At 68.8% G+C, this 26,927-nt stretch carries 25 protein-coding genes and 2 pseudogenes; 13 read left to right on the forward strand and 14 right to left on the reverse strand.

Annotated elements, in window-relative coordinates; genetic code table 11:
- Positions 1-114: 114 nt before the first annotated feature.
- The gene (locus QHF85_RS18050; RefSeq protein ID WP_281328448.1) at positions 115-1,977 is read right to left on the reverse strand and encodes a serine/threonine-protein kinase; all 1,863 of its coding nucleotides are present in this window, start codon (positions 1,975-1,977) and stop codon (positions 115-117) included.
- A 1-nt stretch (position 1,978) separates the two neighbouring features.
- Entirely contained in the window at positions 1,979-2,797 is an 819-nt protein-coding gene (locus QHF85_RS18055) for a sigma-70 family RNA polymerase sigma factor (protein WP_281328449.1), read from the reverse strand.
- A 400-nt stretch (positions 2,798-3,197) separates the two neighbouring features.
- Between QHF85_RS18055 and QHF85_RS18060 the strand changes: the two genes are divergently transcribed.
- From QHF85_RS18060 to QHF85_RS49800, 7 genes and pseudogenes are all read left to right on the forward strand, one after another.
- Positions 3,198-3,566, forward strand: coding sequence for a hypothetical protein (locus QHF85_RS18060; RefSeq protein ID WP_281328450.1), 369 nt, complete (start codon positions 3,198-3,200; stop codon positions 3,564-3,566).
- Positions 3,567-3,606: 40 nt separating this feature from the next.
- Positions 3,607-3,744 carry a hypothetical protein gene (locus QHF85_RS18065; RefSeq protein ID WP_281328451.1) on the forward strand — a complete coding sequence of 46 codons (138 nt, stop codon included), beginning with the start codon at positions 3,607-3,609 and terminating at the stop codon, positions 3,742-3,744.
- Between the two features lie 217 nt (positions 3,745-3,961).
- Positions 3,962-5,452 carry a HAMP domain-containing sensor histidine kinase gene (locus QHF85_RS18070; protein ID WP_281328452.1) on the forward strand — a complete coding sequence of 497 codons (1,491 nt, stop codon included), beginning with the start codon at positions 3,962-3,964 and terminating at the stop codon, positions 5,450-5,452.
- Positions 5,434-6,807 (forward strand): sigma-54 dependent transcriptional regulator, encoded by a 1,374-nt coding sequence (locus QHF85_RS18075; RefSeq protein WP_348652744.1) that lies wholly within the window; start codon positions 5,434-5,436, stop codon positions 6,805-6,807. Before QHF85_RS18070 ends, QHF85_RS18075 begins: the two co-directional genes overlap by 19 nt.
- Before the next feature lie 119 nt (positions 6,808-6,926).
- The gene (locus QHF85_RS18080) at positions 6,927-7,424 is read left to right on the forward strand and encodes a response regulator (protein ID WP_281328454.1); all 498 of its coding nucleotides are present in this window, start codon (positions 6,927-6,929) and stop codon (positions 7,422-7,424) included.
- A gap of 676 nt (positions 7,425-8,100) precedes the next feature.
- Positions 8,101-8,826 (forward strand): annotated as a pseudogene (locus QHF85_RS49795) (Ig-like domain-containing protein); the annotation flags it as partial.
- A gap of 69 nt (positions 8,827-8,895) precedes the next feature.
- Positions 8,896-9,411, forward strand: a pseudogene (locus QHF85_RS49800) (lamin tail domain-containing protein); the annotation flags it as partial.
- 485 nt (positions 9,412-9,896) lie between these two features.
- On the opposite strand, the gene QHF85_RS18090 reads toward QHF85_RS49800, so the two are convergent.
- From QHF85_RS18090 to QHF85_RS49805, 7 genes are all read right to left on the reverse strand, one after another.
- Positions 9,897-10,550, reverse strand: a complete 654-nt coding sequence (locus QHF85_RS18090; RefSeq protein WP_281328456.1) for a hypothetical protein — start codon at positions 10,548-10,550, stop codon at positions 9,897-9,899.
- Between the two features lie 582 nt (positions 10,551-11,132).
- Positions 11,133-11,906: a DNA alkylation repair protein gene (locus tag QHF85_RS18095; protein WP_281328457.1), complete on the reverse strand. Its 774-nt coding sequence runs from the start codon at positions 11,904-11,906 to the stop codon at positions 11,133-11,135.
- Positions 11,907-11,964: 58 nt separating this feature from the next.
- Positions 11,965-12,729, reverse strand: a complete 765-nt coding sequence (locus QHF85_RS18100) for a protein phosphatase 2C domain-containing protein (RefSeq protein WP_281328458.1) — start codon at positions 12,727-12,729, stop codon at positions 11,965-11,967.
- A gap of 162 nt (positions 12,730-12,891) precedes the next feature.
- Positions 12,892-13,650 carry a thioredoxin domain-containing protein gene (locus tag QHF85_RS18105; protein WP_281328459.1) on the reverse strand — a complete coding sequence of 253 codons (759 nt, stop codon included), beginning with the start codon at positions 13,648-13,650 and terminating at the stop codon, positions 12,892-12,894.
- Between the two features lie 65 nt (positions 13,651-13,715).
- Entirely contained in the window at positions 13,716-14,258 is a 543-nt protein-coding gene (locus tag QHF85_RS18110; protein WP_281328460.1) for a zf-HC2 domain-containing protein, read from the reverse strand.
- Entirely contained in the window at positions 14,255-14,878 is a 624-nt protein-coding gene (locus QHF85_RS18115) for an RNA polymerase sigma factor (protein ID WP_281328461.1), read from the reverse strand. Before QHF85_RS18115 ends, QHF85_RS18110 begins: the two co-directional genes overlap by 4 nt.
- Before the next feature lie 71 nt (positions 14,879-14,949).
- Positions 14,950-15,963, reverse strand: coding sequence for a LysR family transcriptional regulator (locus QHF85_RS49805; protein ID WP_348652743.1), 1,014 nt, complete (start codon positions 15,961-15,963; stop codon positions 14,950-14,952).
- Between the two features lie 5 nt (positions 15,964-15,968).
- Between QHF85_RS49805 and QHF85_RS18125 the strand changes: the two genes are divergently transcribed.
- From QHF85_RS18125 to QHF85_RS18150, 6 genes are all read left to right on the forward strand, one after another.
- Positions 15,969-16,442, forward strand: coding sequence for a GFA family protein (locus QHF85_RS18125; protein ID WP_281328462.1), 474 nt, complete (start codon positions 15,969-15,971; stop codon positions 16,440-16,442).
- Positions 16,439-17,131, forward strand: a complete 693-nt coding sequence (locus QHF85_RS18130; RefSeq protein WP_281328463.1) for a type 1 glutamine amidotransferase domain-containing protein — start codon at positions 16,439-16,441, stop codon at positions 17,129-17,131. Before QHF85_RS18125 ends, QHF85_RS18130 begins: the two co-directional genes overlap by 4 nt.
- 52 nt (positions 17,132-17,183) lie before the next feature.
- Complete coding sequence (locus tag QHF85_RS18135; protein ID WP_281328464.1) at positions 17,184-18,137, forward strand: hypothetical protein; 954 nt, start codon at positions 17,184-17,186, stop codon at positions 18,135-18,137.
- A 228-nt stretch (positions 18,138-18,365) separates the two neighbouring features.
- A complete protein-coding gene (locus tag QHF85_RS18140) occupies positions 18,366-19,721 on the forward strand; it encodes a serine/threonine-protein kinase (protein WP_281328465.1) in 1,356 nt (451 codons plus the stop codon).
- Positions 19,699-20,694 (forward strand): PEGA domain-containing protein, encoded by a 996-nt coding sequence (locus QHF85_RS18145; protein WP_281328466.1) that lies wholly within the window; start codon positions 19,699-19,701, stop codon positions 20,692-20,694. The genes QHF85_RS18140 and QHF85_RS18145 overlap by 23 nt, the downstream gene beginning before the upstream one ends.
- Positions 20,694-21,647, forward strand: coding sequence for a formylglycine-generating enzyme family protein (locus QHF85_RS18150; protein WP_281328467.1), 954 nt, complete (start codon positions 20,694-20,696; stop codon positions 21,645-21,647). The genes QHF85_RS18145 and QHF85_RS18150 overlap by 1 nt, the downstream gene beginning before the upstream one ends.
- A gap of 4 nt (positions 21,648-21,651) precedes the next feature.
- Here the strand turns inward: QHF85_RS18150 and QHF85_RS18155 are convergent, their stop codons facing one another.
- From QHF85_RS18155 to QHF85_RS18175, 5 genes are read right to left on the reverse strand one after another with little or no spacing between them, the layout of a single operon-like run.
- A complete protein-coding gene (locus QHF85_RS18155; protein ID WP_281328468.1) occupies positions 21,652-22,098 on the reverse strand; it encodes a hypothetical protein in 447 nt (148 codons plus the stop codon).
- A 7-nt stretch (positions 22,099-22,105) separates the two neighbouring features.
- Entirely contained in the window at positions 22,106-22,495 is a 390-nt protein-coding gene (locus QHF85_RS18160; protein WP_281328469.1) for a DUF4150 domain-containing protein, read from the reverse strand.
- Between the two features lie 10 nt (positions 22,496-22,505).
- On the reverse strand, positions 22,506-23,156 hold the full coding sequence (locus tag QHF85_RS18165) for a DUF3540 domain-containing protein (RefSeq protein ID WP_281328470.1): 651 nt from the start codon (positions 23,154-23,156) through the stop codon (positions 22,506-22,508).
- A 29-nt stretch (positions 23,157-23,185) separates the two neighbouring features.
- Positions 23,186-24,229, reverse strand: a complete 1,044-nt coding sequence (locus tag QHF85_RS18170; RefSeq protein WP_281328471.1) for a pentapeptide repeat-containing protein — start codon at positions 24,227-24,229, stop codon at positions 23,186-23,188.
- Positions 24,226-26,913, reverse strand: coding sequence for a DUF2169 domain-containing protein (locus QHF85_RS18175; RefSeq protein ID WP_281328472.1), 2,688 nt, complete (start codon positions 26,911-26,913; stop codon positions 24,226-24,228). Before QHF85_RS18175 ends, QHF85_RS18170 begins: the two co-directional genes overlap by 4 nt.
- Positions 26,914-26,927: the final 14 nt, after the last annotated feature.

Below are 26,927 nucleotides of genomic sequence, written 5' to 3' on the forward strand. Positions count from 1 at the left end.
GGAGCAGGATTTCGTCGCTTGCGCCGGTGGCAGAGACGCGCCTCACGCACGCCCAGCAAGGTGCTCTGGGCCGCAGCGGGAGCCGTGGCCCGATCGCGTCTTTCGGCAGCGCGCTTACCGCGCGGCGGCGCACTCGGGGCGCTGACCGGCGAGCCACGTCGCCGCGCGCTGCTCGCGATCGTTCATCGGGAAGAGAGCGCCGGCGACGACCCGCGCGCGCGCGCAGTCGCCGGCCGCAGCGAAGCAGTGCGCGAGGCTCACCCGGGCGTGGAAGACGGTGCCCGGCGCCGGCGAAGGGCGTTCGCCGATGGCTCGCTCGAGTTGCGTGGCGAGCTGCTCGCAACGCGCGACCGTGCGGGGCCCGAGGTGTGTCTGCGCCGCCACGGCGAGGATGCGCTCCTCCGGGGAGGCCCGGCTCGTGTCGTCTGCGGGGCAGTATTGCAACAGGGACCGCTGCACCGCGACATCGTCGTTGCCGGCGGCGCGCATGCGCTTCGCGCCTTGCTCGCACTGGCCGGCGAGCATCTCGCACGAGGCGCGCGTGTGGGCCATGATGCCGACGCTCGCCGCGTCGAGCTTTTCGGCCCGCGCGAGGAGCTCCAGGCACGCCTTGCCGTTCCCCCCGCGGAACGCTTCCGCTGCCTTCTGCATGAGCTTCGCGGCCTCGCCCCTGTCGCTGCCCGACGCGAAAGGCGTGCCGGAACTGGCTGCCGCAGCGATGGGGGCCGCGAGGCGCGCGCTCGCGGGCAGGAGGGGTTGTAAAAACGCCGGCGGCTGCGGAGAAGGAGCCGGCGCGGCGGTGAGCGTGGCGGACGGTTCGGGCGCTGCCACGCTCGGCGCGGGCGCGGTGGTGCTGTGGGTCGGATCGACGCCGTTCGCGGAGGTGGTGCTCGTGGGTATGGCTCGGTCGCCCGGGAAGCCGGCCGCGGCGAGCGTCGCGAGGCCGACGCCGACGAGCGCGAGGGAGACCGCGCGCGCCCGGCGCGGAGCGGCCACGGGACGCGCATCGAGCGAGGCCTCGAGCGCCGCGACCAGCGCCTCCACGTCGCGGTGGCGGGCGGCAGGATCGATCGCGATCGCGCGGGCGAGGGCGTCCCACAGCGCGGGCTCCGGGCCGGCGCTCCCCCACCGCTCGCGGCCGAGGCGCGCGAGCTCTGCGGCCGCCGTGCCCGCCGGCAGACGCGCGCCCGTGAGCGCTTCGAGAAGACAGAGCCCGAGCGCGAACTGATCGACTGCCGGGCCCACCTCGCTGGCGCGCTGCTCGGGCGCCATGTACGCCCGTGTGCCGGCCGGGTCGGCGCGCTGCTCCGCGCCCACGGCCAGCCCGAAATCGGCGACGCGCACGCGCCCGTCGTCGCCGAGCAGGAGGTTCGCTGGCTTGATGTCGCGGTGCGTGAGGCCCGCCGCGTGGATGGCGGCGAGGCCGCGCCCAGCCTGCACGTATGCTTCGACGCGCTCGCGAAAGCCCGGCCCGTGCCCCGGCCAGGCCTTGTCGAGCGTCGCCCCCTCGACGTACTCGGTTGCGAGGAAGACGGCGCCGCCCTCGACGCCGACGTCGAACACGGTGAGCACGTTGGGGTGCGTGACCTTCGCGAGCGCGCGCGCCTCGGCCGCGAGCCGATCGGCGGCGCCGGCCTGGTCCGGCCTCATCAGCTTGAGCGCGACCCTACGTCCGAGCGCCGGATCCCAGCCCTCGTAGACGACCCCCATGCCCCCCGCGCCGACCACCTGGCGGATCTGGTAGCGACCGAGGCTCGGAGCTTCGTGCGGCGGGCTGGGCGCCGCGGCGTGGGGCTCGCTCGCGGCCCCAGGGGGAGAGGCGCCGAGGACGCGCCCCAGCTCGACGAGGGCGCGGCGGCAGGCGGCGCAGTCGTCGAGGTGACGCTCGAGCGCGTCGCGCTCGGGCGCCGCGGCATGCCCTTCGACGAAGCTGCAGAGGGCCTCGGTGTCGGGGCAGGACGCGAGCGGCGGGCGCATCTCATTCGTCCCGGGCAAGCAGGCGCGAGAGGCTCAGATCGAGGTTGCTCTCGACGATGCGTAGGATGCTGTCGAGCTCGGCGTCGCCGACGCGCAGCGCGCTCGAGAGCTCCTCGCGCGTCGCGTCCGAGAGCCGCTGCCGCGCCTGCGCCGTGCGCCGCGCCGCCGTCGCGCGGTGGACCCCCAAGGCCGCCGCCACCTCATCGCACGTCAGGCCGTCGAGCACCGAGAGGCGCAGCACCAGCCGCTCTGCCGGCTCGAGCCGTGCGATCGCGCGCGAGAAGGCGGCGCGGAACGCATCGCGATAATGCGCCTTGAGGAAATCCAGCTCCACGTCGCGGCCGTCGGCGACGGCCTCGAGCGCGTCGCCCTCGGCCTGGATCTCGCGCCGCTCGCTCTCCGCGGCGTTCACGAAGGCACGTACGGCTGCGACGCGCAGCCAGTTCTCCAGGAAACCCCGGCCCGAGTAGCTGGCGATACGCGGCTCCGCGCCCGGCCGCGCGGCGAAGAGCCGCTCGCGCAGCATCTGGCGGAGCTCGGCGCGGCGATCTTTGCTCGGCGCGAAGCGGGCGGCGACCGCGTCGATCACGCCGCCGAAGCGCCGTTCGAGTTGCTCGACGGAGCCCGGCGAGCCCGCGGCGCAGGCGCAGGCGAGATAGAAATCGTCCGCCCGCACGCGGGCGAGCGCGGCCTCGGGATCGGGTGCCGCCGCGAGATGACGCTCGAGGTGACGGAGGAAGAAGTCGTCGTCGAGGTCGAGCCCCGGCCAGGCGCCTCGGCCTGCAGCCGCGAGTGCCAGCCTCGCCTCCTTCATGTGCATCGACGCGGCGATGGTACGCGGAGCTCGGCCGCCGGCGCAAGCGACGAAATCCTGCCCCCGGCGCGCCGGCGGCGCGTTCGGTCGACTGGCGCGGGCGCACGCCTCGGGGGGATCCCCGCGGTAGTCCACCTCTATGGGATCAGGTCCGTTGTCCAGTGACCAGCGGATCAGCGCCGCAACGTCGCGGGGGCCTATCTCTCCCGGGGTGCCAAACGAAGGGCAACGGCCCGCCTGAGCTCGCGCACACGCCGTGAATGTATGTCACGCCCGGGACCGCCTTGAATCCGATGGCGCGCCCTGGGGGCGGATGTCGGTGCACTTCTCCTTGGTAGACGCAAGGCTGGCCCCCGTCGACCCATGCCCGTCCGAAGCGCCGGCGTCGGGAGCGCCTTGCAGCTACGTGACCACGTGCAGCTACACCGTCGATGACGGCTGCGGCCCAGAGGAGCAGACGGCCTCGTGTGATGGCGCGGTCTGGACCACCGAGGGTATCTCGACCTGCAATCCCCCGCCCCCTGATTATTGTGTTTCCTACAAGAACGAGACGGAATGCGGCGCGGACGCAGGCTGCCGCTGGCTCGTCCCGGGCTGCGGGATGCCGGCCCTCCCCGAGGCGGGCTGCTTCGCCGTGACGGATTGCACCGGCGACTTCGATTGCCCCATCTCCGGCGGCACGTGCCAGGAGGTGAGCATCAATCCCTGCCACAACCAGCCCTGCGGCGCCTGCGGCATGACCGTCTCGGTGTGCGTGACGCCGGCCGCTCCCTGACGGCGCGGGGATGATACATCTTGGCCGTACGCCGATCGCGGTGACAGCGAACGCAAGATTTTTCTGGAGAGACCCCGGCGACCTGCTCGACGATCCAGGCCGACCGACGGCCGCGGGCTGCGCGGCGTCCAAGCTCGCCGATCCGGTTTTTCTCGGCCAGGTTTGTCTCGACGCCTGAGTTTGTCCTGTGGTATGCCCGCGCCATGCCCCGAGTCGTCCATTGCCTCGCGCAAGGCCAGGAGCTGCCCGCTGTACGAAACGTCGGGTACGGCATTCCACAATTTGTGGATCACCGTGGAAGCCGGGAGCGCGGGCGGGGAGGGGACGTTCGACGGCTGGATCGCAAGCGGTGAGCGGGGCGCGGGCGCGCGGCCGCGCCATGGTATGCTCCCGCGGTGAAGCTCGCACGCAAGCTCGCCATTGCCCTCATTCTGGGCGTCTTCGCGGTCGTCGCCGTGCACGCCTACCTCCGCGTGCGTCGGCTCATCGCGATCTTCGAAACGGACATCCGCCACGACGCGCACGCCTATGGCCGCGCCCTCGCCGCCGCGATCGCGGAAGTCTACCACGCGGACGGCAGCGAGCGCGCTCGCGCCATCGTGGCGGTCGCCAACCAGCGCGAGAACCACGTGCGCATCCGCTGGGTCTCGCTCGACGCGCCCGCGGGCAGCGAGGACGCCCCCGCCGCGCCCCGCGCCGAGCTCGATCCCGTCGCGCGGGGCGCGGAGATCGTGCTCCGGCTTCCGCACCTCGACGACGTCCACGAGGAGCACCTCGTGACGTTCGTGCCCGTCGTCGCCCCTGGCGGCGGAGCGCTTGGCGCCATCGAGCTCGCGGAGTCGCTCGCCGGCGAAAAGCAATACATCCGCACGACGCTGCTCAACACGGCGCTGGCGAACCTCGCGGTCGCGCTCGTCTGTGGGCTCATCGCCACGGCGCTCGGCGTCTGGTTCGTCGGAAGGCCCATGCAGAGCCTCATCGCGCAGGCACGGCGCGTCGGCGCGGGCGACCTCTCGGCGCGCCTCTCGCTCTCGCAGCGCGACGAGATCGGCCAGCTCGCCCAGGAAATGAACCTCATGTGCGACCGCCTCGCGGACGCGAACGCACGCGCAGCGCGGGAGACGGAGGCACGCATCTCTGCGCTGGAGCAGCTCCGCCACGCCGATCGCCTCGCCACCGTCGGCAAGCTCGCCGCGGGCATCGCGCACGAGCTCGGGGCACCGCTCCAGGTCATCTCGGGCCGCGCGCGCCTGCTCTGCGAGGACGGCACGAGCCGCGAGGAAGTCGAGAAGAACGCGCGCACCATCGCCGAGCAGACCGATCGCATCATCCGCATCGTGCGCCAGCTCCTCGATTTCGCGCGCCGCCGGGGCGCCGAGAAGGCGCGCGTCGACCTGCGCGCCCTGGCGCGGCGCACGGTGTCGCTGCTCCAGCCGCTCGCGGACAAACGGTCGGTGTCGATCGAGATCGTCGCGGGCGAGGTGCCCGTCGAGGCGGGCGCCGACGGCGAGCAGATCCAGCAGGCCGTCACGAACCTCGTGGTCAACGGCATCCAGGCCATGAAGGAGGGCGGCGCGCTCCGCGTGAAGGTGCACGAAGAGCGCGTGGTGCCCCCCGGCGACGTCGGCGGGGACGAAGCCACGTACGCCTGCATCGAGGTCGCCGACGAGGGCGAGGGGATGCCTGCCGACGTCGTGGGCCATATCTTCGAACCCTTCTATACGACGAAGGACGTGGGCGAAGGGACGGGGCTCGGGCTCTCGGTGTCCTATGGTATCATCCGCGAACACGAGGGATTCATCCGCGTCGACAGCCAGGTGGGCAAAGGCAGCCGGTTTCGCGTATACCTGCCTCTGTGCGGCCGAGCATCCCCGGGCGTGTCCTGATCATCGACGACGATCCCGACGTTTGCGAGCTGCTCGACGCGGGGCTCGAGAAGCGCGGGTTCGTCACGTCCTACCGCACGAGCGGCGAGGCGGGCCTCGATCTGCTCGCAGCCGAGGACTTCGACGTCGTCGTCTCCGACCTGCAGATGAAGGGCATGACCGGCCTCGCGCTCTGCGAGCGGATCGTGGGGACGCGGCCCGACGTGCCCGTCATCGTCATCACCGCGTTCGGCAGCCTCGACACTGCGATCGCGGCCATCCGCGCGGGCGCATACGATTTCCTCCCCAAACCCTTTGAGCTCGAAGTGCTGCGTATCGCGGTCGAGCGGGCGGTGTGGCACCGGGCGCTGCGCGACGAGGTGAAGCGGCTCCGGCGCGCGGCGGCCGAGGCGCGCGAGTTCGAGGAGATGGTCGGCGCGAGCGCGGCGATGAAGCGGGCGACCGACATGCTGGAACGCGTGGCCCATCTCGACACGTCGGTGCTGATCACGGGCGAGAGCGGCACGGGCAAGGAGCTTGCAGCGCGTGCGCTGCACCGGCGAAGTGCGCGGCGGGGCGGGCCGTTCGTCGCGATCAACTGCGCGGCGATGCCCGAGGCGCTGCTCGAGAGCGAGCTGTTCGGCCACGTCCGCGGCGCCTTCACGGACGCGCGCGCGGCGCGCACGGGCCTCTTCCAGAAGGCGCACGGGGGGACGCTCTTTCTCGACGAAATCGGCGACATGCCGCTCGGCCTGCAACCGAAGCTCCTCCGGGTCTTGCAGGAGCGCGCTGTGCGGCCCATCGGCGGCGACGATGAGGTGGCCGTGGACGTGCGCATCGTGTCGGCCACGAACCGCGACCTCGAGGCGGCCGTGGAGGAGCGCCGATTCCGGGAGGATCTCTATTATCGGATCCACGTGGTCCAGGTGGAGATGCCGCCCTTGCGCTCGCGCGGCACGGACATCCTGCTGCTCGCGCAGCGATTCGTGGAGAAGTTCGCCGCGGCGACCGGACGGCGCGTCACGTGCCTGTCGCCCGCGGCGGCGGACAAGCTCATGAGTTATACGTGGCCGGGCAACGTCCGGGAGCTTTCCAATTGCATCGAGCGCGCCGTCGCGCTCGCCACGTTCGAGCAGATCGGCGCGGAGGATCTGCCCGAGAAGATCCGCGCCCACGAGGCCAAGCACGTGGTGGTGGCCACGGACGATCCCGCGGAGCTCTTGCCGCTCAAAGAGGTGGAGCGCCGGTACATCCTGCGGGTCCTCGAAGCGGTGCGGGGCAACAAGACGCGCGCGGCGGAGATCCTGAAGCTCGATCGCGCCACGCTCTACCGCAAGCTCGCTCGGTACGGCCATGGCGACGGCGGAGGCGCGTAACGTCGCAGAATGCTACAGCGCCGCGAAACACGACGCTCGCACGCGTGTCTGCGCCAGGAGCCGGTGCGAAATGCGGCGGGGATCCGCGTGGCGCGCCGTTTGCAATACCGCTGCGCCCAATGGCGCAACCGACATCGAGCGCGGCGTGGGACCTCGGAGGTGGTGGAGACGAGCTGCCGCGTCGCGCGGGGTTGCGCGTCGTCCTCGCCGAGGACGACGTGGAAGTGCGCCTCCTCCTCGCGCAGGCCCTGCGCAAGGACGGGCATACGGTGATCGAGGTCGAGAGCGGCACGCAGCTCTTCGAGTTTTTGCGCGCGCTCGCGCAGGGCGCGCCCGACGAGAGCCATCCCGACGTGATCGTCTCGGATATCCGCATGCCCGGCAGGAGCGGGATCGACGTGCTCGCGTCCCTGCGCGAAGTCGGGTGGCGCACGCCCTTCGTGCTGACCACGGCGTTCGGCGACGCGGCGACGCACGCGCGCGCGCGGGCCGCGGGCGCCTTCGCGGTGTTCGATAAACCTTTCGACGTTGACGATCTGCGCACGGTCGTTCTAAACGCCGGCCGGCGCGCGGGCGCGGCATGTTCGACATCCGGGGGCCTGGGCTCTACCTCATGAGGCTCGACGGCGGGCGGCCGAAGCGAATCTCGACGCTCCTCGGCGATTCGCTGCGATGGGAGCCGCTGCCGCCCGGGCGCGCAATCGAGATCGACGCAAAGGTGCCATGAAAGACGAGGGTATGAAGAAGAGGTTCGTCCAAGCGATGTTGTGGGTCGCGCTCGCCGGCTTCGGCGGCGCGTGCGCGGAGGGCACACCCCCAGGAGGCGGCGGTGGAGGGGGGAGCGGCGGCCAGGGCGGGTCCTGTCGGAACGACGACGATTGCCCGACGCCGGCAAATCCGTGCGTGACGGCGACCTGCGACGCCGGCGCGTGTAGCACGACGCCCAAGCCGGCCGGCACCGTCGCACCCGAGCAACAGCCCGGCGATTGCGTGGTCCAGCAATGCGACGGGGATGGAAGCGTGGTCCCGATCGACGAGGACGGCGACCTGCCGGTCGACGGCAATCCGTGCACGAACGACGTCTGCACGAGCGGCATCAGCTCGAACCCGCCCCTCGCTGCGGGCACGGCCTGCGACGACGCCGGATCGATTTGCAATGGCAGCGGCGCCTGCGTCGAGTGCCTCACCGCGGCCGATTGCCCGGGTTCGGACACCACGTGTCAGACCCGCGTCTGCGAGATGGGCGTGTGCGGCGTCGACTATGCGCCCACGGGCACGCCCCTTCCCTCGCAGATGGCTGGTGATTGCCTGCAGACGATCTGCGATGGCTCCGGCGGCACATCCGCCGACGTCGACGACGCCGACGTGCCCATCGACGGAAATGCATGCACGGCCGATGTCTGCACGGCCGGCGCGCCTTCGAACCCGCCGCTCTCCCTCGGGACGGCGTGCAACCAGAATGGCGGCAAGGTCTGTAGTGCGAGCGGCGTGTGCGTCCAGTGCAATACCGGCGCGCAATGCCCGAGCGGCGTCTGCGCGAGCGGCGTGTGCAAGGCGGCGAGCTGCGCCGACGGCGTCCAGAATGGGTCCGAGACCGACGTCGATTGCGGCGGCGCCGGTTGTCCCGCCTGCGGGGTGGGCGAGGGCTGCCTCGTCACGGCCGATTGCAAGAGTGGCCTCTGCGTTTCCGGTGTCTGCCAGCCTCCGGCCGTGCTCGGCACCTCGCCCGCCGACGGAGCGGCGGGCGCTCCGGTCAGCTCCACGGTGTCGGTCACGTTCAGCGGCGCCATGGATCCGGCCACGCTCACCACGCAGACGACGGTCGGGCCGTGCACCGGCACGGTCCAGCTCTCGACCGATGGATTCGCGACCTGCCTCGGCTTCGCCGCGGCCTCGCCCGTGATGTCGGGCAATGGCACCGTGGCCACGTGGACCCCGTCGCCGGCGCTCTCGTATGGTACGACGTACCGGGTCCGCGTCACCGTGGCGGCCAAGGGGATCGACGGCGCGGCGCTCGCGGCGAGTTATGCCTCCAGCACCGGCTTCGGGACCGCCGCGCCTCCGGCCTCGGCTCCCTGCGCGAGCACGGTGGTCATCAGCCAGGTGTATGGCGGAGGCGGGAACTCTGGCGCGACGTACAAGAGCGATTTCGTCGAGCTGCACAACCGCGGCAGCACGTCCGTGAGCCTCGCCGGCTGGTCGGTGCAATACGCGAGCGCGGCCGGGACGACGTGGCTCGTGACGAACCTGAGCGGCACGATCGCCCCCGGCGGCTATTACCTCGTCCAGCAGGCGAGCGGGGCGACCGGCAGCGCATTGCCGGCGTCCGACGCGACGGGCACCACGAACATGAGCGCCGCGGCAGGCAAGATCGCCCTGGTCGACGCCACCGCCGCGCTGACGGGCGGCTGCCCGAGCAGCTCGCACATCATGGATTTCGTCGGGTATGGGAACACGGCGAGCTGCTTCGAGGGGAGCAGCGCGGCCCCTGGGGCGTCGAGCGCCGCGCAATCGATCCAGCGCCTCACCGGCGCGTGCGTCGACACCGATGACAACAGCGCCGACTTCGCCACGAGCCAGGTCGCGCCGCGGAGCACGGCGAGCATGCCGAGCGCCTGCGCCTGCGCGGGCGACGTCACGGCAAACGAATCGGATCAGCCGTACGAGGTCGATTTTTGCAACGTCGAGCTCCCGGCGTCGATGACGGTCTCCGTGTCGGCCATGACGCCCGTGATCTACGGCCGGGTGTACGAGGCAGGCGTGACCGAAGCTGCCGGCGCGAGCGCGACATTGCAAGCAGAGCTCGGCTTCGGCCCGGCCAGCGTCAACCCCACCACCCAGAGCGGCTGGCAGTTCTTCCCGGCCACCCACAATATGCAGATCGGCAACGACGACCAATACAAGGCCTCGTTCCTCGCCCCCACCCTCCCGGGCGCCTATCGGTATGCCTATCGGGTCAGCCTCGACGGGACGCGGTGGACCTATTGCGACTTGAACGGCGCAGGCTCGAACGCGGGGCTCTCCTTCGAGGTGACCCAGCTCGGGACGCTCACCGTGACGCCGTGACGACGACGTCCTGAGGGCGAAGATCAGGGCGGCGCTTGGCTTTTTCGGCGGTCACGTGCGCTGCGGCCTCCGCCGAGCCGGCCCAGATGAAACCGTATCCCACCCACCAGGCTCGCATCGGGCCGACCGCCTTCCACGTCGGCGCCGCCCCACGCCCATTCGACGCGTCCGCGAAGCTCGAACGTCATCGCATCCCAGAATCCGCCGCCAGGGGAGAAGCCGAGCGCGCCCGTGGCGCTCGCATGGTGGAGCCGCTCGCTCAGCGGCTTTCCGAAGAGCGGCGTGTACAGCAACTCGAGGTCTGCATCGAGCCTGGGGCGCTCGGCGACGGCACGAATGCGTATACCGGCTGTCGGCCCCACTTCGGCGTACACGGTCGAATCGAAGGTCGATTTCCACAGCCAGTGAGGTGCGACGGTCAGGCCTCCGATCCCCTCCAGGACCAAGGGGCCGCGCGCGTTGCCCACCACGGTCACGAGGGCCAGCGCGTCGAGGCGAAGCCTCATGAGCCCCGCCTTGCCGGCCGCGTCGAAATACGAGCGTCCCATGAAACCGAAGCGGGAATCCTGGCGAGGGTAGCCGCCAAAGTCGACGCTCACGTTGAATGCAGTCACGCGCTGGCCAGCGCCCATGTCCATCCCCAGCGTCCCGTAGCCAGGATCCTCGGGGGAGAACATCACTAGGTACGGTACCGCTCCCGGGACGGCACCCAGGAGCGCCAGGAAAGGTATGAAGGCTCCGTTCCAACCCTCCTCATCCGTGGCATGGGCACGGCTCGAAACGGCGATGCAGGACAGGGCCACCAGCAAGGCACACAGGCGGCGAACGGAGGCGGTTTGCATCCGGTGCCTGGTCTCGGTGGTGCGCTCGAAGACGGTATCTGACGACGCCGACCGCGCCCTCATGACATCCTCGGAGCGCGAAGGTCCCGGATCCGATGCCCAGCGAGGCCGGGAGCGCTCGAGTGGGCAAAGGTTGGTGCTCGTTCGTGGGGGGTCACGTCGTGGCGTTTGCAAAAGAGTGAGTCCACGAGGGCTCGAGCTTAAAGCAGCAGCGCGCATCCGCCCACTTAACACTTTTTAATGGGGGGTCGCGACGCGGTGCGTAGGTCGTCGGGCAGGTCGAGACGGCCCTGCGCGCGCCCGCGAGCGCCAGCCGGCGCGCGAGGAGCGTGCTCGGCGTCGGGGAGGAGGGCGTCGATCCCCAACCCCGAAGCGCTGCTCCGCGCGCGCACCGAGAGGTGCTCCTCGTCCGATGCGTCAGCCTTGCCGACGCACCATTTCGTCAATCCAGATGGGGGCGAACGGAGATGTGCACCCCTTGGAAACCGGATAATCGCGATAGATCCCCAGCCTCTCGCCAATGGCAATGGCCCGCTTGCGATGCTTGGGGAAGTGAATGCCGATTCCTGTAAGGCAGAAATTCATCGTCCATTGCACTTCCGAAGCAGCGGTTGCCATTCCCGTCTCGATACGGTCCAGGAGCGCTGGCAGATCGAGTCCGTCCGGACGTTTGGCGATGCGCTCGGACGTCAGGCTCCAGCCGGCGCGGGCGGCCCAGCGGTCATCGTCTTGCATCCATGATTGGCGAAGAGATTCCTTGTCGGGATGGTTCTTGACGACATTGGAATTCAGCCAGTCCGCAACTTGCGCGAAGTCGACGGATCGCACCATTCGATCCATCTCGTCGCGAGACAGGTTTTGGGGCTCGAGCAGAAGGACCGCCAGGAGCCGGGCATCGATGTTCCCGGTGTCCCAGAGAGCGATGGCGAGCGGGTGGTTGGTCTTGACCTTCGCGGCGAGCTTCCGTATGTCACCAAGACGGACGCCGAACTGATTGTCCCCTGCGCCATGTTTCTTGTTTTGCGCACGGACCTTCTCATGACCGAGAGATTTCAGCTGCGAGAGGGCATCCTCGAGAGTCATTGTCATGCCTGTGGCGCTCCTTGCGTCGGAGAATGCGGGACACGGTTTGATCAGGTCATGCCAATCCTTGCATTCGGTCGAGACATCAAAGACTTTGCTGGGACGCACGTCAAGAGGGATGTAGAGGAGGGGCCAGGGTAACACCTGCTCAGGCGCGTCTGGACGGCTACCGCGCATCGGACTTGGTCGACATGGGCGACCTCGGCACGACGAGCACGCACGTGATGTTATCGTTCGCGTCGCGCTGAATCGCCGGGCTGACGAGGCCGCGCGTTGCCTCGTCGAGGTCGGCGCTCGCACGAAGGGTGGCGACGATCTCGTCGGGCGAAACGAAATCGTGGAGCCCATCGGTGCTGAGCAGATACACGTCGCCTGGACGGCAGGGCAACGTCCGGACCTCGAACGCGAGATCCTTCTGCATCCCGACGGCGCGGGTGAGGATCTTGCGCGCCACTTCCGGCGACATGTCGGGAGGGAGCTCGCATCCGAGCCTCGCGGCGTCGTTGAGGAGGTTGTGACCCTCCGTGAGTCGTTCCAGCGTATCCCCCACGATACGATGAACGCGGTTGTTGCCGACATGGGTCACGTGGACGCCCTCCTCGTCCACCGCGAGGGCCGCGAGGGTGCAGCAGGCGCCGGTGAGCGATCGATGGGCCGAGGCGTGCTCGATGATACGGAGGTTGGCGAGACGTACCGCCTCGACGAGGCGGTGGGCGCCGGGCGCGTCGCGCGTCGCCTCGAATTGCTCCCGCATCACGTCGAGGGCGAGCTCCGTCACGACCTCGCCCGACGCGATCATGCCGCTCATGCCGTCCCCGACGACGAAGAGGCCGAGGTCCGGGAACACGCCGAATCGGTCTTCATTTCGATCACGGAGGTGACCGATGTCGGTCGCGCCAGCGGCGAGGGGACGGCCATCGAGCATGCCCATGCCGGGATTGTATCTCATCCCGAGCCCCCCGTGGGGGGCCCAGCGCTTCGCGCGGCGCAGACGCGTAAGCGTCGGGGGATGCATCCGGCGCCTCGAGCGCCGATTTCGATGACCGCACACCCACCCTGCTCGACCCGATCCGGACGCGAAGTTCCGCTCAGCTCAGCGCCCAGCGAGCGCGCGGTCGATGGCCGCGCGGAAGTCCTGCACGGGCACGGCGCCCGGGATGCGGCGGCCGTTGACGAAGAACGTCGGCGTGCCCCTGATTTCGAGCCGCGCAGCCTCCGCCTTGTCGGCGGCGAGCTGGGCGTCGGTCTCCGCCGATCGCATGTCGCGGCGCAGCCTCGCGACGTCGAGGCCGGCGGTCTCGGCGGCGCGCTCGATTCCCTCCTGATCGAGCGCCCCGTGGGCGCCGAGCAGCGCGTCGTGCAGGGGCCAGAATTTGCCCTGCGCCTGCGCCGCAATCGCGGCGCGGGCCGCATCCTCGGCGTGCGCGTGGAACGGGAGCGGGTGGTGCTTGAAGGCGATGCGCAGCTTGCCCGGATACACCTGCTCGAGGTCGCGCAGCGTCTTCTCCGCGCGGGCGCAGAAGGGGCACTCGAAATCGGCGAACACCACGAGCGTGACGGGCGCGCTCTCCGGCCCCCGCACGGGCGCTTTGCCCAGCGTGACCTCCTCGACGATGTCGGACGGCGCCTCGGCCTCCGCATGCTTGCAATCGCAATCGAGTTTTTCCCCGTGGCACCCCTCCGCTTCGGGCGCAGCTTCCTGCGCCGCCGGCGCGGCGGCGGGCCGTATCGGGGCTTCGTCGGTCGGGCCAATGCTCTCGGGCGCCTGGCTGCACGCCGCGGCGAGCGCGACGGCGACGAGGGCCATGGAATGGGTGAGAGAAACGAACGGCGAGCGAATCGCGTGCGACATGGCAAGGGCTCCTGGGCCGGGGAAATGCGGGTGGCGGCGCGTGCCGCCGGATCCCTCGTCCGGCCTCATTCCTCCTGTGGCCCGTCCTCGGAGCAAGTTACACAAGATTGACTCATGCACCCAGAAGGCTCCTCGGGCTCGGGCTCGGCGCTCGGGACGACCGCGGACGCGCATGCATAACAAGTTTCCCCGGCGCGTGCGTCCTCGTGGGCCGTCGCGGAGGGCTCGGCCGTGAGCGGAGGCGCCTCCTCCCGGGGCCACGCGAGCAAGACGAGGAGCGCCGCAGCGGCCGCGAGGACGAACCCCGGCCCCGCCCATCCGAAAACGGAGCGCAGCCTGCCTCGCGCCTTCGCGCGCGAACGAGGCGCCTCCGCGATCGGGCGGACCCTTTCGGACGCGCGCGCCCGCGCCAGCACCGCCTCGAATGGGGGAGGCGGGGGAAAGGCCGCCGCGCGGGCCGAAAAGACGCGCTTCTCGCGCTCGAGCCAAGCCATCTCCTCCTTGCAATTCCGACAAACTTCGACGTGCGCCGCCACGCGCGCGGACGCCTCCGGGGCGAGCTCGCCCCGAAAGAACGCCTCGACCGCCTCGGCATGGCAATCGCTCATCGCGCACCTCCTTCCTCGAGCTCCGCGCGCAGGATCTGCCGGGCGCGGTGGATCTCGATCTTCACCTTGGGCACGCTCCATCCCATGGCGCGCGCGATATCCTCGTAACAGAGATCGTGATCGAGCCGCAGCAAGAGCACCGTGCGGCGATCCTCGGACAGCTTGTCGAGCGCGCCCTGCACGAGGCCGAGCGCCTCGCGGCCGAGGACGTCCTCCTCGGGCGAGCCGGACGATGCATTCGCGGGGCGCTCCTCCCAGGCCTCGGGAGGGTCGTCGGTGAGCACCTGCCGGCGCCGCCGGCGCGCTCGTTTGACCTCCATCGATACGTGCCGGGCGATCCCGAAGAGCCAGGGTACGGGGCGCCCTTCGGCCTCGAGGGTGTGAAGCCGCTGGAAGGCCCGCACGAACGTCTCCTGCGTCGCGTCGCGCGCGGCCACGGGATCGCCGAGGAGATCGCACAGGAAGCGATGGATCTGGTGGGCGTGGGCGGCGTAGAGCGCCTCCAATGTCGAACGTGTCACCTCGGGGCTCCCCGCGCGCGGGCCCCCGGCGGGAGGGGCGTCCGTCGCCGCGCGCGCGAGCGCCGGGGCGATGAGGGAGGCGTCCGGGATCGAGGTCACGCAGCCACTGTGGCCGGAGGAGCCCGCAGGTTACAACCGATCTGCGCGGGGGGCTCGCTGGGCTCGCGACGTCAGGCCGAGGCGACCTCCTCCACGAACCTGCGGAGCCACACGTTTGCCGGGTCCGACTTAGCGTGCGCGTGCCAGTAGATGTGAAGCTGCACGGGTGGCAACTTGAACGGCAACGCGCGTCGCGCGAGCGCGTGGACCTTGCCGACCTCGCCCGTCAAGCGCCGCGGCGCGGTCAGCACGTCGTCCGAATGAGCGACCACGCGAAACGCCGTGTCGTAGTTCTGACAGCGCACCACCACGCGCCGCTCGACGCCGAGCTTCAGCAGCGCGTGATCCTCGAGCACGAGCCCTGTCGCTCGGCTCGACACGAGGACGTGAGACGCCGCGACGTACTGCGCGACCGAAAGCTTTGGCCGAAGGGGGTGCCCATCTCGCACGACGAGGCAGAAGTCGTCGTCGAGAACGCGACGGTGTCGTACCGGCTCGTGGACCGGCATGAAGACATCGAAGGCGATATCGATGTGTCTGGACGCAAGCGCACGCGCAATGGCAGAGCGTTGGTACGCGACGCTCGCCAGCGTGGCAAGCGGAGCCGCCTTCGCGAGCGCGCTCCGGAGCTGAGGGAGGAGCATCGGCTCGATGGAGTCGGGCATCCCGACGCGAAACATCAGCGTCGTCGTGGAAGGCTCGAACGCTCCCCACTGATGGAGGAGTCCGCGCAGCTGAGCCAGCTGTTCGACGAGCGCGGGCGCCATGCGCAGGCATGTCGCCGTGGGCAGCATCTCGGTCCCTTCTCGCTCGAAAAGCGGGTCGTCGAGATGCTCCCGGAGCCTTCGCAGCGCATGGCTCACTGCCGAGGGGCTCAGCGCGAGGACGCGCGCCGCCCGCGTCAGGTGGCGTTCCCGGAAGACGGCCTCGAAGACGCGGAGCAGGTTGAGGTCCATCGTGTCGAAGCGATCATGCACGCGATTCATCGAGGTGAATGAAATCATATCACTTCCTTCATCGGGACGCTTCAGCGAAAAGTCCTCCCGTATCGCGAGCGCGTGACCTTCCCCCCGGACAGCGGACATCGGCCATGACAGAGACCCTTCAGGAGCAGCAAGCGGCCTGCGAATGCGGCGTTTGCCAGTTCGAGGTCGGCGCAGCGCCGGCCGTACGTTTCTTTTGCCACTGCACGATCTGCCAAGCCTACAACGGCAAGCCGTTTGCCGACGTGACGGTGCTTCGCGCCAGGTACGTCGAAGTGAACGACAGAAGCCAGATTGCGTTCAAGAAGTACCGCCTGCCCCCGAACATCGACCGCGGGCTCTGCAAGAACTGCGGCAAGCCCGCCATCGAATTCGGTGGCTTCGGCTCGGCGAAGCTCGCCTTCATTCCCAGCATCAACTTCAAGCGCCAGGAGCTCCTCCCGCCGCCTTCGATGCACATTTTCTACCATCGGAGGCTGAGCGACGCCGCCGACGACTTGCCCAAGCACAGCGGCTATCTGGGCAGCCAGATGGCCGTCGGCGGACGGATCATGCGCCTCTTCCGAGGAGGTGGCGGATGAGCAAGACCAAGCGCATTCTCCACGTCGTCAGCAACGTGGACCACTATGACGGCCGGTCGACGCCGACCGGCTTGTGGCTCTCGGAGTTGACGCATGCCTATGACGTCTTCGCCGCGCGGGGCTACGAGCAGCGCTTGGTCAGCCCGAAGGGCGGGCGGACACCTCTCGAGCCCCGTTCGCTCAAGTGGCCGTTTCTCGACGCGTCTGCAAAAGTGCGCTGGGCAGATCCGGCTTGGTCGGCGCTGCTGTCGTCCACCGCTCGGCCTGACGAGATCGACGCCGCAGGCTACGACGCGATTTACTTTACCGGTGGCCACGCCGTCATGTGGGACTTCCCCGACGACGAGGCGCTCCAAGCTCTCACACGCGACATCTACGAGCATGGTGGGGTCGTCTCTTCGGTGTGCCACGGCTACTGCGGACTCCTCAACACGAAGCTGTCGGACGGACGCCTCCTGGTCGCAGGGCGGCGCGTCACGGGCTATTCGTGGTGGGAGGAAGTGCTCGCCGGCGTTGCGACGAAGGTGCCCTACAACGCCGAAGCGGAGATGCGCGCTCGCGGCGCGCGATACGAGAAGAGCCTCCCGTTCCTATCGAAGGTCGTTGTCGACGGGAGATTGGTGACTGGGCAGAACCCTCAATCCGCGAAGGCGACCGCGAGGAGTGTCGTGTCTCTCCTCTCTTCATGATTCGCACACGGCAATCGCGTTCGGTCTTGAACCGCTCGCGAGGAGAATTCACATGCTGACCAAGTTCAAGAGAGAAGTTCTCGACAGGAAGCCTGCCGAACGTGAGCGCAGCCGCTTCACAAGGCACATGGCCGCCCTCGCATTCGCGCTTGGTGCTGCGACGTTCCTCAATGGCTGCGTCATTAGCCATGTGACACGGGAGGGGCCGGAGTGGAACGTTCAAGCTGACGAGAAAACGCTTGCCGTCGACTCGTCCCCCCAAGGCAATGATGACCTCGCGCCGTTGAGCGACGAGTTCGAGGACGCTTCCACGCTTCCGCAGTGGGCAAAGCTGAGCGACGTGGAGGGATGGCCGGATGAGATCAAAAAGCTGGACGCCAACACGGCGAACCCAGGAAATCTCACCGTGGAACCCTATGCGAGCTTCTGGTTCGGCGACTTTCACGCGCCGTTCCTCTTCAAGAAGGTGACGGGTGATTTCATCGTCACGACGCGCGTGCTCGTGACGGGGGCGACCGCAGACGTACCCGCGCGGGGGTATTCGCTTGCGGGTCTGCTCGCTCGCGCGCCGCACGACGAAGGGCGCAAGAATTGGAAGGAAGGCACGGAGAACTGGATCTTCATCACGGCCGGGAGCGGCGACGGTGACGGCGTCCCTCAGTTCGAGACGAAGAACACCAAAGACAGCTCGAGTCGGCTCGAGCTCAGCCCGCGAACCCCCGGCTGGGTGGAGCTTCGCATTGCGCGCGTCGGCACGCGCATCACGCTTCTTCGTCGTGCGGAGGGGGAAGACTTCCGCGTCATGCGCCGGGAAGAGCGTCCCGACCTGCCGCGAACGCTTCAGGTGGGGCTCATCGCGTACACGGACTACGACTCGCTGAAGTGGGACCTGATCTTCAATCGTGTCGACACGTATCACCAGCGCGTCATCACCGACGGAGTGCCGGACCTCATTGGTCGCTTCGACTACGTTCGCTTTCAGAGGCCATCGGTCTCCAAGCGGTGATCGAGGACGGAGACGCGGTCGCAGCTTCCTCCTCCTGGGCCGGGTGGGCGCACAAAAGTACTTGACATTCACGAAACCCTTTGCACTACCCGGTCCTCGATACCGCTCCACGCGTCCAGCGTCGGACCGGCCGCGGGCGCAGCAGGAAATCAACGGCTGCTAGGACGAGCAGACGGTTCCGGCTATTGTTAGGGTATCCGCCAGGCGGCGAGCCGTGGCGGAAGGTGCATGAGCGCTCTGACAGAAGGCAGCATCATCGCCGGCCGATACCGGCTCGGTCGCCCGCTCGCGAAGGGCGGCATGGGATCCGTCTTTTTCGGCGAGCATCTCCAGCTCCGCACCAGCGTGGCCATCAAGCTCATGGCGCCCGCGCTTGCCGCCTCCGCCGACGCGCGCGCGCGCTTCGAGCGTGAGGCGCAGGCGTCCGCGGTCATCAAGAGCCCGAACGTCGTGCAGGTGTACGACTACGGCGTGGAGGGCGACTGCCCGTACATCGTGATGGAGCTGCTCGACGGCGAGGACCTCGAGCGCCGCCTCGTCCGCGTCGGGCGCCTCTCACTCGAGGCCACGGTGGACATCGTGGAGCAGGTCTGCAAGGCCCTTCGCCGCGCGCACAAGCTGGGGCTCGTGCACCGCGATCTGAAGCCCGCGAACCTCTTTTTTTCGCGCCACGGCGACGAGGAGCTCGTGAAGATCCTCGACTTCGGGATCGCGAAGGCGAATGGTCCGGTGCTCGCTGGAAACGCCACCAGGACGGGCACGCTGCTCGGATCGCCGCAATACATGAGCCCGGAGCAGGTGCGGCGCGGGAAAGAGGTCGATCCCCGCAGCGATCTGTGGTCGCTCGGGGTGATCGCCTACCGCTGCGTGACGGGCCGGCTGCCGTTCACCGGCGAAGAGATCGGTGATCTCCTCGTCGAGATCTGCACGGACCCGATCCCCGCCCCCTCGAGCATCCACGGCGCTCTCGGTCCCGACGTGGACCGGTTCTTCGAGCGCGCGCTGACACGCGACGTCGGCAAGCGATTCCAGAGCGCGGACGAGCTCGCCGACGCGTTCGCGGCGCTGGTGAGGGGCAGCGAGCCCATGCCGATGAGCTCCTCGTCGCCGAATCACGCGCTCGGCCCGCCGTCAGCGCCGGGCGCAGCAGCCGTCCACGCGCCGGGACCAACTTCGGGGGCGGGCGGAACGCTGTCGCCCTCGGGGCTCAGCCTCGCGCAATCGCCGGCGAGCAAACCGCGCACGATCGCGGTGGCGGTCAGCATCGCTCTCGCGGCCGGCCTCGCCGTCGCGCTCGGCGCGTTCGCGTGGTCGCGCTCCTCGGCCCCGAGCGCGCCTGTTTCCAATCCGGAAGGTGAAGAAATGCGGCCGGCGTCTTCCGAGCCCAGTCCCGCCAGCGTCGAGAGCGCCGCGGCGTCCCCGAGCGAAACGGCGCCCGCGAGCGAAACGGCGTCCGCGAGCGGACCGGCGTCCGCGAGCGGCACGGCAGTGGGCGCAAAGGCGCCGTCCGCAAGGCCCGTCAAGGGCGCGGCCCAGCCGAAAAAATGGACCAAGACAGGCCATGATCCGCTCGACCATCAATGACGCCGCGCGCCGCGGGGCACGCTTCCGGCCGGCCGTCGCATGCGTGACATGGGCGATCGTCGCGGGCGCGGCCCCGGCGCGCGCCGAGCCCGTGAAATCGGATCCAGCGGCCGCGGAGGCGCTGTTCAAAGCGGGCCGCGACCTCGTCAAGCAGGGAGATTATGCCGCGGGCTGCCCCAAGTTCGAGGCTGCGCTCGCGCTGAATCCATCCGCCGGCACGATGCTCAACATCGCCAGGTGCCACGAGCATGAGGGCAAGCTCGCGACCGCGTGGGAGGATTATCACCGCGCACAGACATTGAATCGCGAGACGGCGGGCGCCGCGCGCAAGCGGGAGCTCGACGACATCGCAATCCAGGGAATCAAGGACCTGGAGCCGCGCCTGCCCAGGCTGAGGGTCGTCGTCACCGCGCCTCCTGCCGGAATGGAAGTCTCGCGGGACGGCAAGGATTTGCCGAGCGCCGCGTGGGGGGAGGCGCTCCCCGTCGATCCGGGCAAACACGAGGTCAGCGCGCGCGCCCCGGGTCACAAGCCTCGGACGGCCTATGTGACACTCGAAGAAGGCAAGACGAGCACGGTCGAGATCGCGCTCGAGGTCGGGACGACGCCGAGCGGCGGTGTCCCCGTCTGGGCGTGGATCGCCGGCGGCGCCGGGCTCGCGCTCGTGGGCGTCAGCGCCTATTTCATCTACGACCATCAGGCCGCGATCGACGCCCTGCATGAACACTGCGACGTGAGCTACAATGGCACGTACTGCGCCTCGGGCTACGATTACGGGGCGGACAATGGGCGCAAGAACCTCGATTTCGGCCTCGCCCTGGGGCTAGGCAGCGCAGGCGTCCTGGCGCTTGGCGCCGCCGTGTATGGGATCGCGACAGCACCTCGCTCGAAATCGGCGGAGCCGCAGGGCGTCGCGGTGATGCCCTGGGTCGCTCCCGGCGCAGGCGGGGCGTGGATTTCCGGGAGATTCTGATGGCAGCATCGAAGTGGTCTCTCTTGTGCGGCATGGCCCTGGCAGGGGGGCTGGCCGGTTGCACCGCCGACGTCGTGCCGAGCTCCTCGATCGCGAGCTGCACGGATCTGGCGGCCACGTGCGGGCCCAAGAAAGACGAGATATGCTGCGCGAACTCGCTCGTCACGGGAGGGGAGTACGAGCGCCTCGAGCTGGATCAAAACAAGTCTTATCGGGCCACGGTGAGCGACTTTCGGCTGGATCGCTTCGAGGTGACCGTCGGGCGGTTTCGAAGGTTCTTGAGCGAGTATCCCGGGAACATGCCGGTCGCGGGTGATGGGGCTCATCCGAACATCGAGAACAGCGGATGGTACGATTCTTGGCCATTACCGCAGGATCAGGCCGAGCTCCACGCTTCTGTGGAGTGCAATCCCGACTACCAGACCTGGACGGACGAGCCCGGCGACGGCGAACACAAGCCCATCAATTGCGTCAACTGGTATGTCGCGTTCGCCTTTTGCGCCTGGGACGGCGGCCGATTGCCGACCGAGGCCGAGTGGACCTATGCAGCGGCCCGCGGCAGCGAAGAGACGAATTACCCGTGGGGGAGCGCCGCGCTGGACCAGGACCATGCGGTCTATTGCCCGAACTACTCGGAGGTGGATCAGGGCTGTCCGACCGCGACGCGCGCCGACATCGCGGACGTCGGCTCCAGGTCTCCCGCGGGCGATGGGAAATGGGGACAAACCGACCTGGCCGGCAACGTGCGCGAGTGGACCCTGGACTTCCACGACGTGTACCCGGACGATTGCGTCGATTGCGCCAACCTGACGAATGTCATCGGAGGCCGCGAGGCGCGCGGCGGCGACTGGAACAACGATGCGGCGAGCCTGAGCTCGTATCAACGGATCGGTTACGACCCCACGGCCAAGATGAGCTGGGTGGGGTTTCGCTGCGCTCGCCGGCCGCGCTGAGGGTTCAGGGCGCGTTGCACATGATGATGTGCTCGACGCCGTCCATGAGGATCTGCTCCACCCGCGGTGCCTCGATGGCCCGGGCGTCGGCGAAGCGCTCGAGATCGAAGGGCGGCGGGTTGACCTCCAGATAGGCGAGGATCTGGAGCGGATATCCTTTCCAGCGGATGACGCAGAAGCCGACCACATTGCGGCTCCCGGCGGCCCCGCGGAGGCCGAGGGCGAGCTCGATGCTCGGGGTGTCGTGCCCTTGATCGAGGAGGATCTCGGCCTCGTGCCCAGCCCGCCGGAGCTCGGCCGCGAATTCCTCCATTTTCGGCCGGAGCATATCGTCGCGGAGGGACGCGAAGCTCCGGAGGAAATCGGCCTCGTCCGGCGTCCGCCCCTCGGCGATGCGCCGCGCATAACGCGCGGTGAGTCGCTCGAGGCGGAGGCGGTTTTGCTCTTTCATGCGTGCGTCAGGGAGCGAGGATCAGCACCTTGGTCTGGCTCGGAGCGACCGTCATGCCCCGGGCATTGGTGCGGTTCTGCATGGTGGGGCTCGTCAATCGCGTCACCGGCGCGCCCTTGATGAGCACCTTGCGGGCTCCCGCCACGTGCCGCGAGGTGCTCATCACCGAGCGCGAGAGCACGCCCCCGGTGATGCCCGGGTTGTCCCCGTTGGTCATGGGCACCTTCGTGCGCAGGTTGTGCGCCGGCGCGCATACGAAGAGGACCTTGTAGACCGCAGAGACCGCCATGGGGTTGGCCGCGAAATTGGGATAGGGGATCGGCGTGGGCACCGGGGGCGTGAGGCATACGTCGGGCATTGCGAAGGCCATGCCCCCGCGCTGGGTATTGGCAAACATGGGATCCTCCTCAACCGATGTGGACCTGACCGCCGTCGATCTTGGTCAATTCTCCGCTCGTCACCAGGGTGGTTTGCGACTTGATGTTCACCGCGGCCTTGGCCGAGACCTCGTAATACCGGGCCCGGACTTGCTCCGATTCGGCGATGAAGCGATAGGCCCTCGTCACGCGCGACACCCAGCGATCGGCCACCGACTCCACCGATCGGGCCACGGTCTTGACGTGATCGATCTTCGCCACGAGCTGATCGCCGAGGTAGCTCATGGCCTCCACGGCCAGCGCCCCTTCGCGGGCGTGGACCCGCACCTTGCCCGAGGCCAGCGTGGTCTCGCCGGGCGTGGCCATGCACATGCCATTCTGGGCGCGGATCGTCACCTTGCCCGCGGGCGCGCTCATTTCCAGATCGCCCTCGGCCACGAGCCGCGTCGCCCCTCCGCCCTGGCGCCTGAGCACCGCGAGCACGTGGCAGCCCTCGTCGTGGAGCGCGAGGAGCACCAGGTCCCCGAGCTCGGGCTCGACCAGGCAGCTCACCGCCCTCTCGGCCTCGTATTCGCCCGAGCCCACGCGCACCTGGAGGCGTTTGCCCAGGACCGCGGTCACCGTGCCCACCTCCTGGGTGGCCAGGGTCTCGGTCCGCTGTCTCGCCAAGTTATCTCGCATCGTCGTCTCCGTATCTGGAAAGAGGCCTCTCAAGGAGACCAACGCTCCGCTTCGAGCAGCTCCTCGTCGTCGCCCAGAGCGCCGGCCCGGCTCGTGAACACCGCTCCTTCGTCGCGCGTCTGGTGAAAGCGGGCGCGGAAGAGCTTGGCGTGCGATAGGTCCGCTTCCTCCACGCCGGCGTGGGAGAAATCGGCGTAACTGAGATCGGCGCCGCGGAAGCTCGCGAGCTTGCACGCGGCGCGAAGGAAATGGGCCTGGTAGAGGCAGGCGTCGGCGAAATTCGCGGCCTCGAGGTTGGCCTTTTGAAAGACCGCCTGCCGGGCGTGGAGTCCTTTGGCCGAGGCCCCGCCGAGCCGGGCCTCGGCGAACATCGCCCGCTCGGCGTTGGCGCCGTCGAGCTTGGCGCCGATGAGCTTGGCGCCCTTGAAATTGGTCTGCACGAGCAGCGCTCGGCGCAGATCGCAGCCGCTGAGATCGGCCTCGTCGAGCATGGTGAAGGATAGGTCCATCCCCGAGAGATCCTGCCCCTGGAGCTTCGTTCCGCTGAGCACCGAGAGATGTATCCTGGCCCCGCGCAGGCTCGCGCTGGAGAGGTCGGCCGCCATCAGGCAGCAGCGCTCGAGATCGGCCTCGTCGAGGACGATCTTTTCGAGCTCGGTCTCCACGAGCACGAAGCGATCGAGCTTGGCCTTGAGAAAGCTGGTCTCGGCGGCGCGGCCCTTGATGACATCGACGATGGTCAGGTCCGCGCCCTCGAAGGAGACCCGGGACAGGTCACATTCGACGATTTTCGCGTCCACGAGATCGCTGCCTTTGAAGACCGCGCCCTGCATGTTGCATTCGTGGAACGAGGTATGACGGGCCTTGGCCCCGCTGAGCTCGGCGCCGCCGAAGTCGCAGGCATTGAAGATCGATTCGCTGAGCTTCGCGCCCGTGAGCTTCGCCCCCCGGAAGCTCACGCCCTCGAAGACCACGCCGCCGAGATCGAGGCCGGAGAGATCGAGGCCGCCGAGATCGGCGCCTTCGATGATCTCGCCCTCGGCGATCAAGGAGAGGAGCTCGTCGCGCGTCATCCTTCGTGCCTCGTGAATGCCACCTGCTTCACCAGCGCCCCGGCGAAGCTCGTGCGGTCATCGCCGATGGTGTGGAGGAGGCTGGCGCCGAAGAGGTTGGCTTTCTCGAAAATCGCGCCCGGCACCTTGGCCTTGTCGAGGACGGCCTCCATGAGGTTCGCGCCGCGGAGATCGGCCTCGCTGAGATCGGCGCGGGCAAAGCGCGCTTCGCGGGCGCCGAGGGATGCGAGGCGCGCGCCGCGGAGCACGGCCTCGCTGAAGTCCGCGCCCTCGGCCCGGGCTCCCTCGAACGTGGCGCCCTCGAGGTTTACGCCGCTGAGGTTGGCCTCTTCGAGATCAGCGGCCGAGAAGTCCGCGCCTGGCAGCGCCGAATCCGCAATTACGGTCAGGCCTCGGGCCTGCGCTTCGCGGAACGAGGCCTTCTCGCCGCTGAAGTCGAGGAAGCTGGTCTCCACGAGCGTCGCGCCGTCGAAATTCGCGCCTGCCCCCTTGCATTGCAGGAAGGTCGCCTCGCCGAGCTGCGCCCCGGTGAAGCGCGCCTCGGTGAGATCGAGTTGATAAAATTGAACCTTGCGGGCGTCGGCGTCGGTGAAATCGGCGCCCATCACCCGCGTCTCGAAGAATTCGGCGCCGGTGAGCTCGGCCCCGGCGAGCTGGGCCCCATCGAGGCGCGTCTTGTAGAGGATCGCATCGCGGAGATGGGCGCCGGCGAAGCGCACGCCCGAGGCCTCGGCGAAGCCCAGGTTGGCGCCCACGAGCTTGGTGTCCTCGAAGCGCGCGCCCTTCAAGATGGCGCGGGCCAGGACCGCGCCCGAGAGATCCGCCGAGCTCAGATCGCAATCCGAGAGATCGGCTCCTTCGAGCAAGGCCTCGCGGAGATCGGCCTCCGCGAGCCGCAAACCGTGCAGATCCGCGCCGGTGAGATCGCGCCTGGCGAGTGACTCGCCCGCGCCGAGCGCCGCCTCGACCTCGGCGCGCAACTTGGCCTTTTCGGCGTCCGAGAGAGCCTCGGCAGGAGGAAACAGGTGCGCGTGGGCGCGATAGGCCTCGAGCGAGGAGGCCTCGATCTCCCGGAGGTCGGCGACGAATCTCGGATCCGCGATCCTGGCTTCGAGATCCGGTATCGGAGCGCCGGCTTTGCGGGATGTCGCGGCGATCTCGCGCATCTGGGCGATCTCGGTGTCCGCGCGGAACTTCGGGGGCCCTCCGCCCTCACGCTGCGATTTTTCGCGGAGCGCGTCGAAGTCGATCCCCTGCGCCGAGCAGTTCCTGCGCGCTTTCTCCTCCGCGTCCCTGCTCCGGGTATCCAGGTCTTTCTCCAGCAAATCCGCTTCGGCGTCGAGGCCCTGAATGTAGTCGGCCAGATCGTCGCCCTCGGGTATCGGCGCTGCCGCGCCAGGGCGGTTTGGGAGCGCCTCCTCGGGATCGAGACCGGCTGCGCGGAGATCCTCCCGCGCCCGCGCGAGATCGCGCTCGGCGCGGAGGCTGGCGCGTTTCTCGAGGAGCTCGTCGTCCTCGAGGAGGTCGTCCATGTCGCCGCTGAGCTCCTCGTCGAACAGGGGCGCGTTCGGCGGCAGCTCCGGGAGCAGATCTCGCTCCCGGAGGGCTTCGACGAGCCCCTTCTCTTCATCGAGGCGCTTGATGAGCACCTCGCGGTAATGCAGGGCGGGCTTGGGCGCATCGGCCCTCTCCAGGCCAGCGAGGAGCACCGCCACGTCTCCGGCGTCGTCCTCGGCGACCTTGATCACGCCTCGGAAGATGGCGACGCCGCGCTCCAGATTGGGGAAAAGGAGCACCGTCTCGAGGCGGGTGACCACCTCCCGCAATGCCCCCTCGGCGGCCACGCCCTCCGCCGTCTCCGCGTTCGACACGAAGACGCGGGCGTGAAGGAGGGGCACATGGCTCTCGATGCGCGATCGCTTGGGGTGGAAGTTCTCGAGAGCAATGGCTTCCCCGCCCTGGAAGTACGCTGCGATGCGCTGATCCGCGGGCGCGACCTGGAAGGCCTCGGGATCGATATCCCGGGCAAAGCCGGGGAAATCCTTCTCGAGCCACTCGGAGCCATAGGTGCCGAGTTTGGCGCGGCGCTCCTCGAGCGTGGGATCGAGGGCCCCGAAGGAGGCCGGCGGCGGCCTTTCCCGAGGCGAGGTGATCATGTGCCGGGGATCTTCGAGGTGCGGGAGATAATGCACCGAACGGCCCTCCTCCTCGACCGGCGAGAGGCCCATTCCCCGGGGGTTCTGCGGGTACGAAGGACCGCCGAAGGCGTTTTCCCAGGCGATGATCATCTCGGTGATCGGCTCCGGGTCCGAGGGCACCCCGTTTTTCCAGACGCGTTTGCCGACGGCATAGACGGTTTTGTCGAGGATCGGTTTCTCCGCCGGCCCGAGCTTCAGGCGGGCGGCGAAGGCCGGGCTCGCTTTGCCGCCGGGGGCGAAGGCGGTGCCGTACACGAGGATTTCGCCCCGCGGTTTGGGCATTCCCTCGTCGAGGATTGGCTCCGCCCCGGCGGCGCCCTTGCCGAGCTCGGGCGTGACCCTCTGCCACATTGCATCTTCGGGCAGGGGCACCTCCGGCGCTTCGAGGGGGAAGTAGGCGCAAATGCCGACGCTCAAATGGTGTTCGCCGCGGAGGGTGAACACCCGCTGGAAGACGGAGAGACGCTGGGGCTTGACGACGCGCATGGAGGGGTCCGGGG

This window comes from Polyangium sp. 6x1, assembly GCF_029946515.1.
Lineage (GTDB): Bacteria > Myxococcota_A > Polyangia > Polyangiales > Polyangiaceae > Polyangium.

Coding starts and splice junctions, on each gene's coding strand:
- QHF85_RS18050 (WP_281328448.1), bottom strand. CDS start 1,977: ATGCGCCCGCCGCTCGCGTCCTGCCCCGACACCGAGGCCCTCTGCAGC.
- QHF85_RS18055 (WP_281328449.1), bottom strand. CDS start 2,797: ATGCACATGAAGGAGGCGAGGCTGGCACTCGCGGCTGCAGGCCGAGGC.
- QHF85_RS18080 (WP_281328454.1), top strand. CDS start 6,927: ATGGCGCAACCGACATCGAGCGCGGCGTGGGACCTCGGAGGTGGTGGA.
- QHF85_RS18090 (WP_281328456.1), bottom strand. CDS start 10,550: ATGTTCTCCCCCGAGGATCCTGGCTACGGGACGCTGGGGATGGACATG.
- QHF85_RS18100 (WP_281328458.1), bottom strand. CDS start 12,729: ATGGGCATGCTCGATGGCCGTCCCCTCGCCGCTGGCGCGACCGACATC.
- QHF85_RS18105 (WP_281328459.1), bottom strand. CDS start 13,650: ATGTCGCACGCGATTCGCTCGCCGTTCGTTTCTCTCACCCATTCCATG.
- QHF85_RS18110 (WP_281328460.1), bottom strand. CDS start 14,258: ATGAGCGATTGCCATGCCGAGGCGGTCGAGGCGTTCTTTCGGGGCGAG.
- QHF85_RS49805 (WP_348652743.1), bottom strand. CDS start 15,963: ATGTCCGCTGTCCGGGGGGAAGGTCACGCGCTCGCGATACGGGAGGAC.
- QHF85_RS18125 (WP_281328462.1), top strand. CDS start 15,969: ATGACAGAGACCCTTCAGGAGCAGCAAGCGGCCTGCGAATGCGGCGTT.
- QHF85_RS18130 (WP_281328463.1), top strand. CDS start 16,439: ATGAGCAAGACCAAGCGCATTCTCCACGTCGTCAGCAACGTGGACCAC.
- QHF85_RS18135 (WP_281328464.1), top strand. CDS start 17,184: ATGCTGACCAAGTTCAAGAGAGAAGTTCTCGACAGGAAGCCTGCCGAA.
- QHF85_RS18140 (WP_281328465.1), top strand. CDS start 18,366: ATGAGCGCTCTGACAGAAGGCAGCATCATCGCCGGCCGATACCGGCTC.
- QHF85_RS18145 (WP_281328466.1), top strand. CDS start 19,699: ATGATCCGCTCGACCATCAATGACGCCGCGCGCCGCGGGGCACGCTTC.
- QHF85_RS18150 (WP_281328467.1), top strand. CDS start 20,694: ATGGCAGCATCGAAGTGGTCTCTCTTGTGCGGCATGGCCCTGGCAGGG.
- QHF85_RS18155 (WP_281328468.1), bottom strand. CDS start 22,098: ATGAAAGAGCAAAACCGCCTCCGCCTCGAGCGACTCACCGCGCGTTAT.
- QHF85_RS18160 (WP_281328469.1), bottom strand. CDS start 22,495: ATGTTTGCCAATACCCAGCGCGGGGGCATGGCCTTCGCAATGCCCGAC.
- QHF85_RS18165 (WP_281328470.1), bottom strand. CDS start 23,156: ATGCGAGATAACTTGGCGAGACAGCGGACCGAGACCCTGGCCACCCAG.
- QHF85_RS18170 (WP_281328471.1), bottom strand. CDS start 24,229: ATGACGCGCGACGAGCTCCTCTCCTTGATCGCCGAGGGCGAGATCATC.
- QHF85_RS18175 (WP_281328472.1), bottom strand. CDS start 26,913: ATGCGCGTCGTCAAGCCCCAGCGTCTCTCCGTCTTCCAGCGGGTGTTC.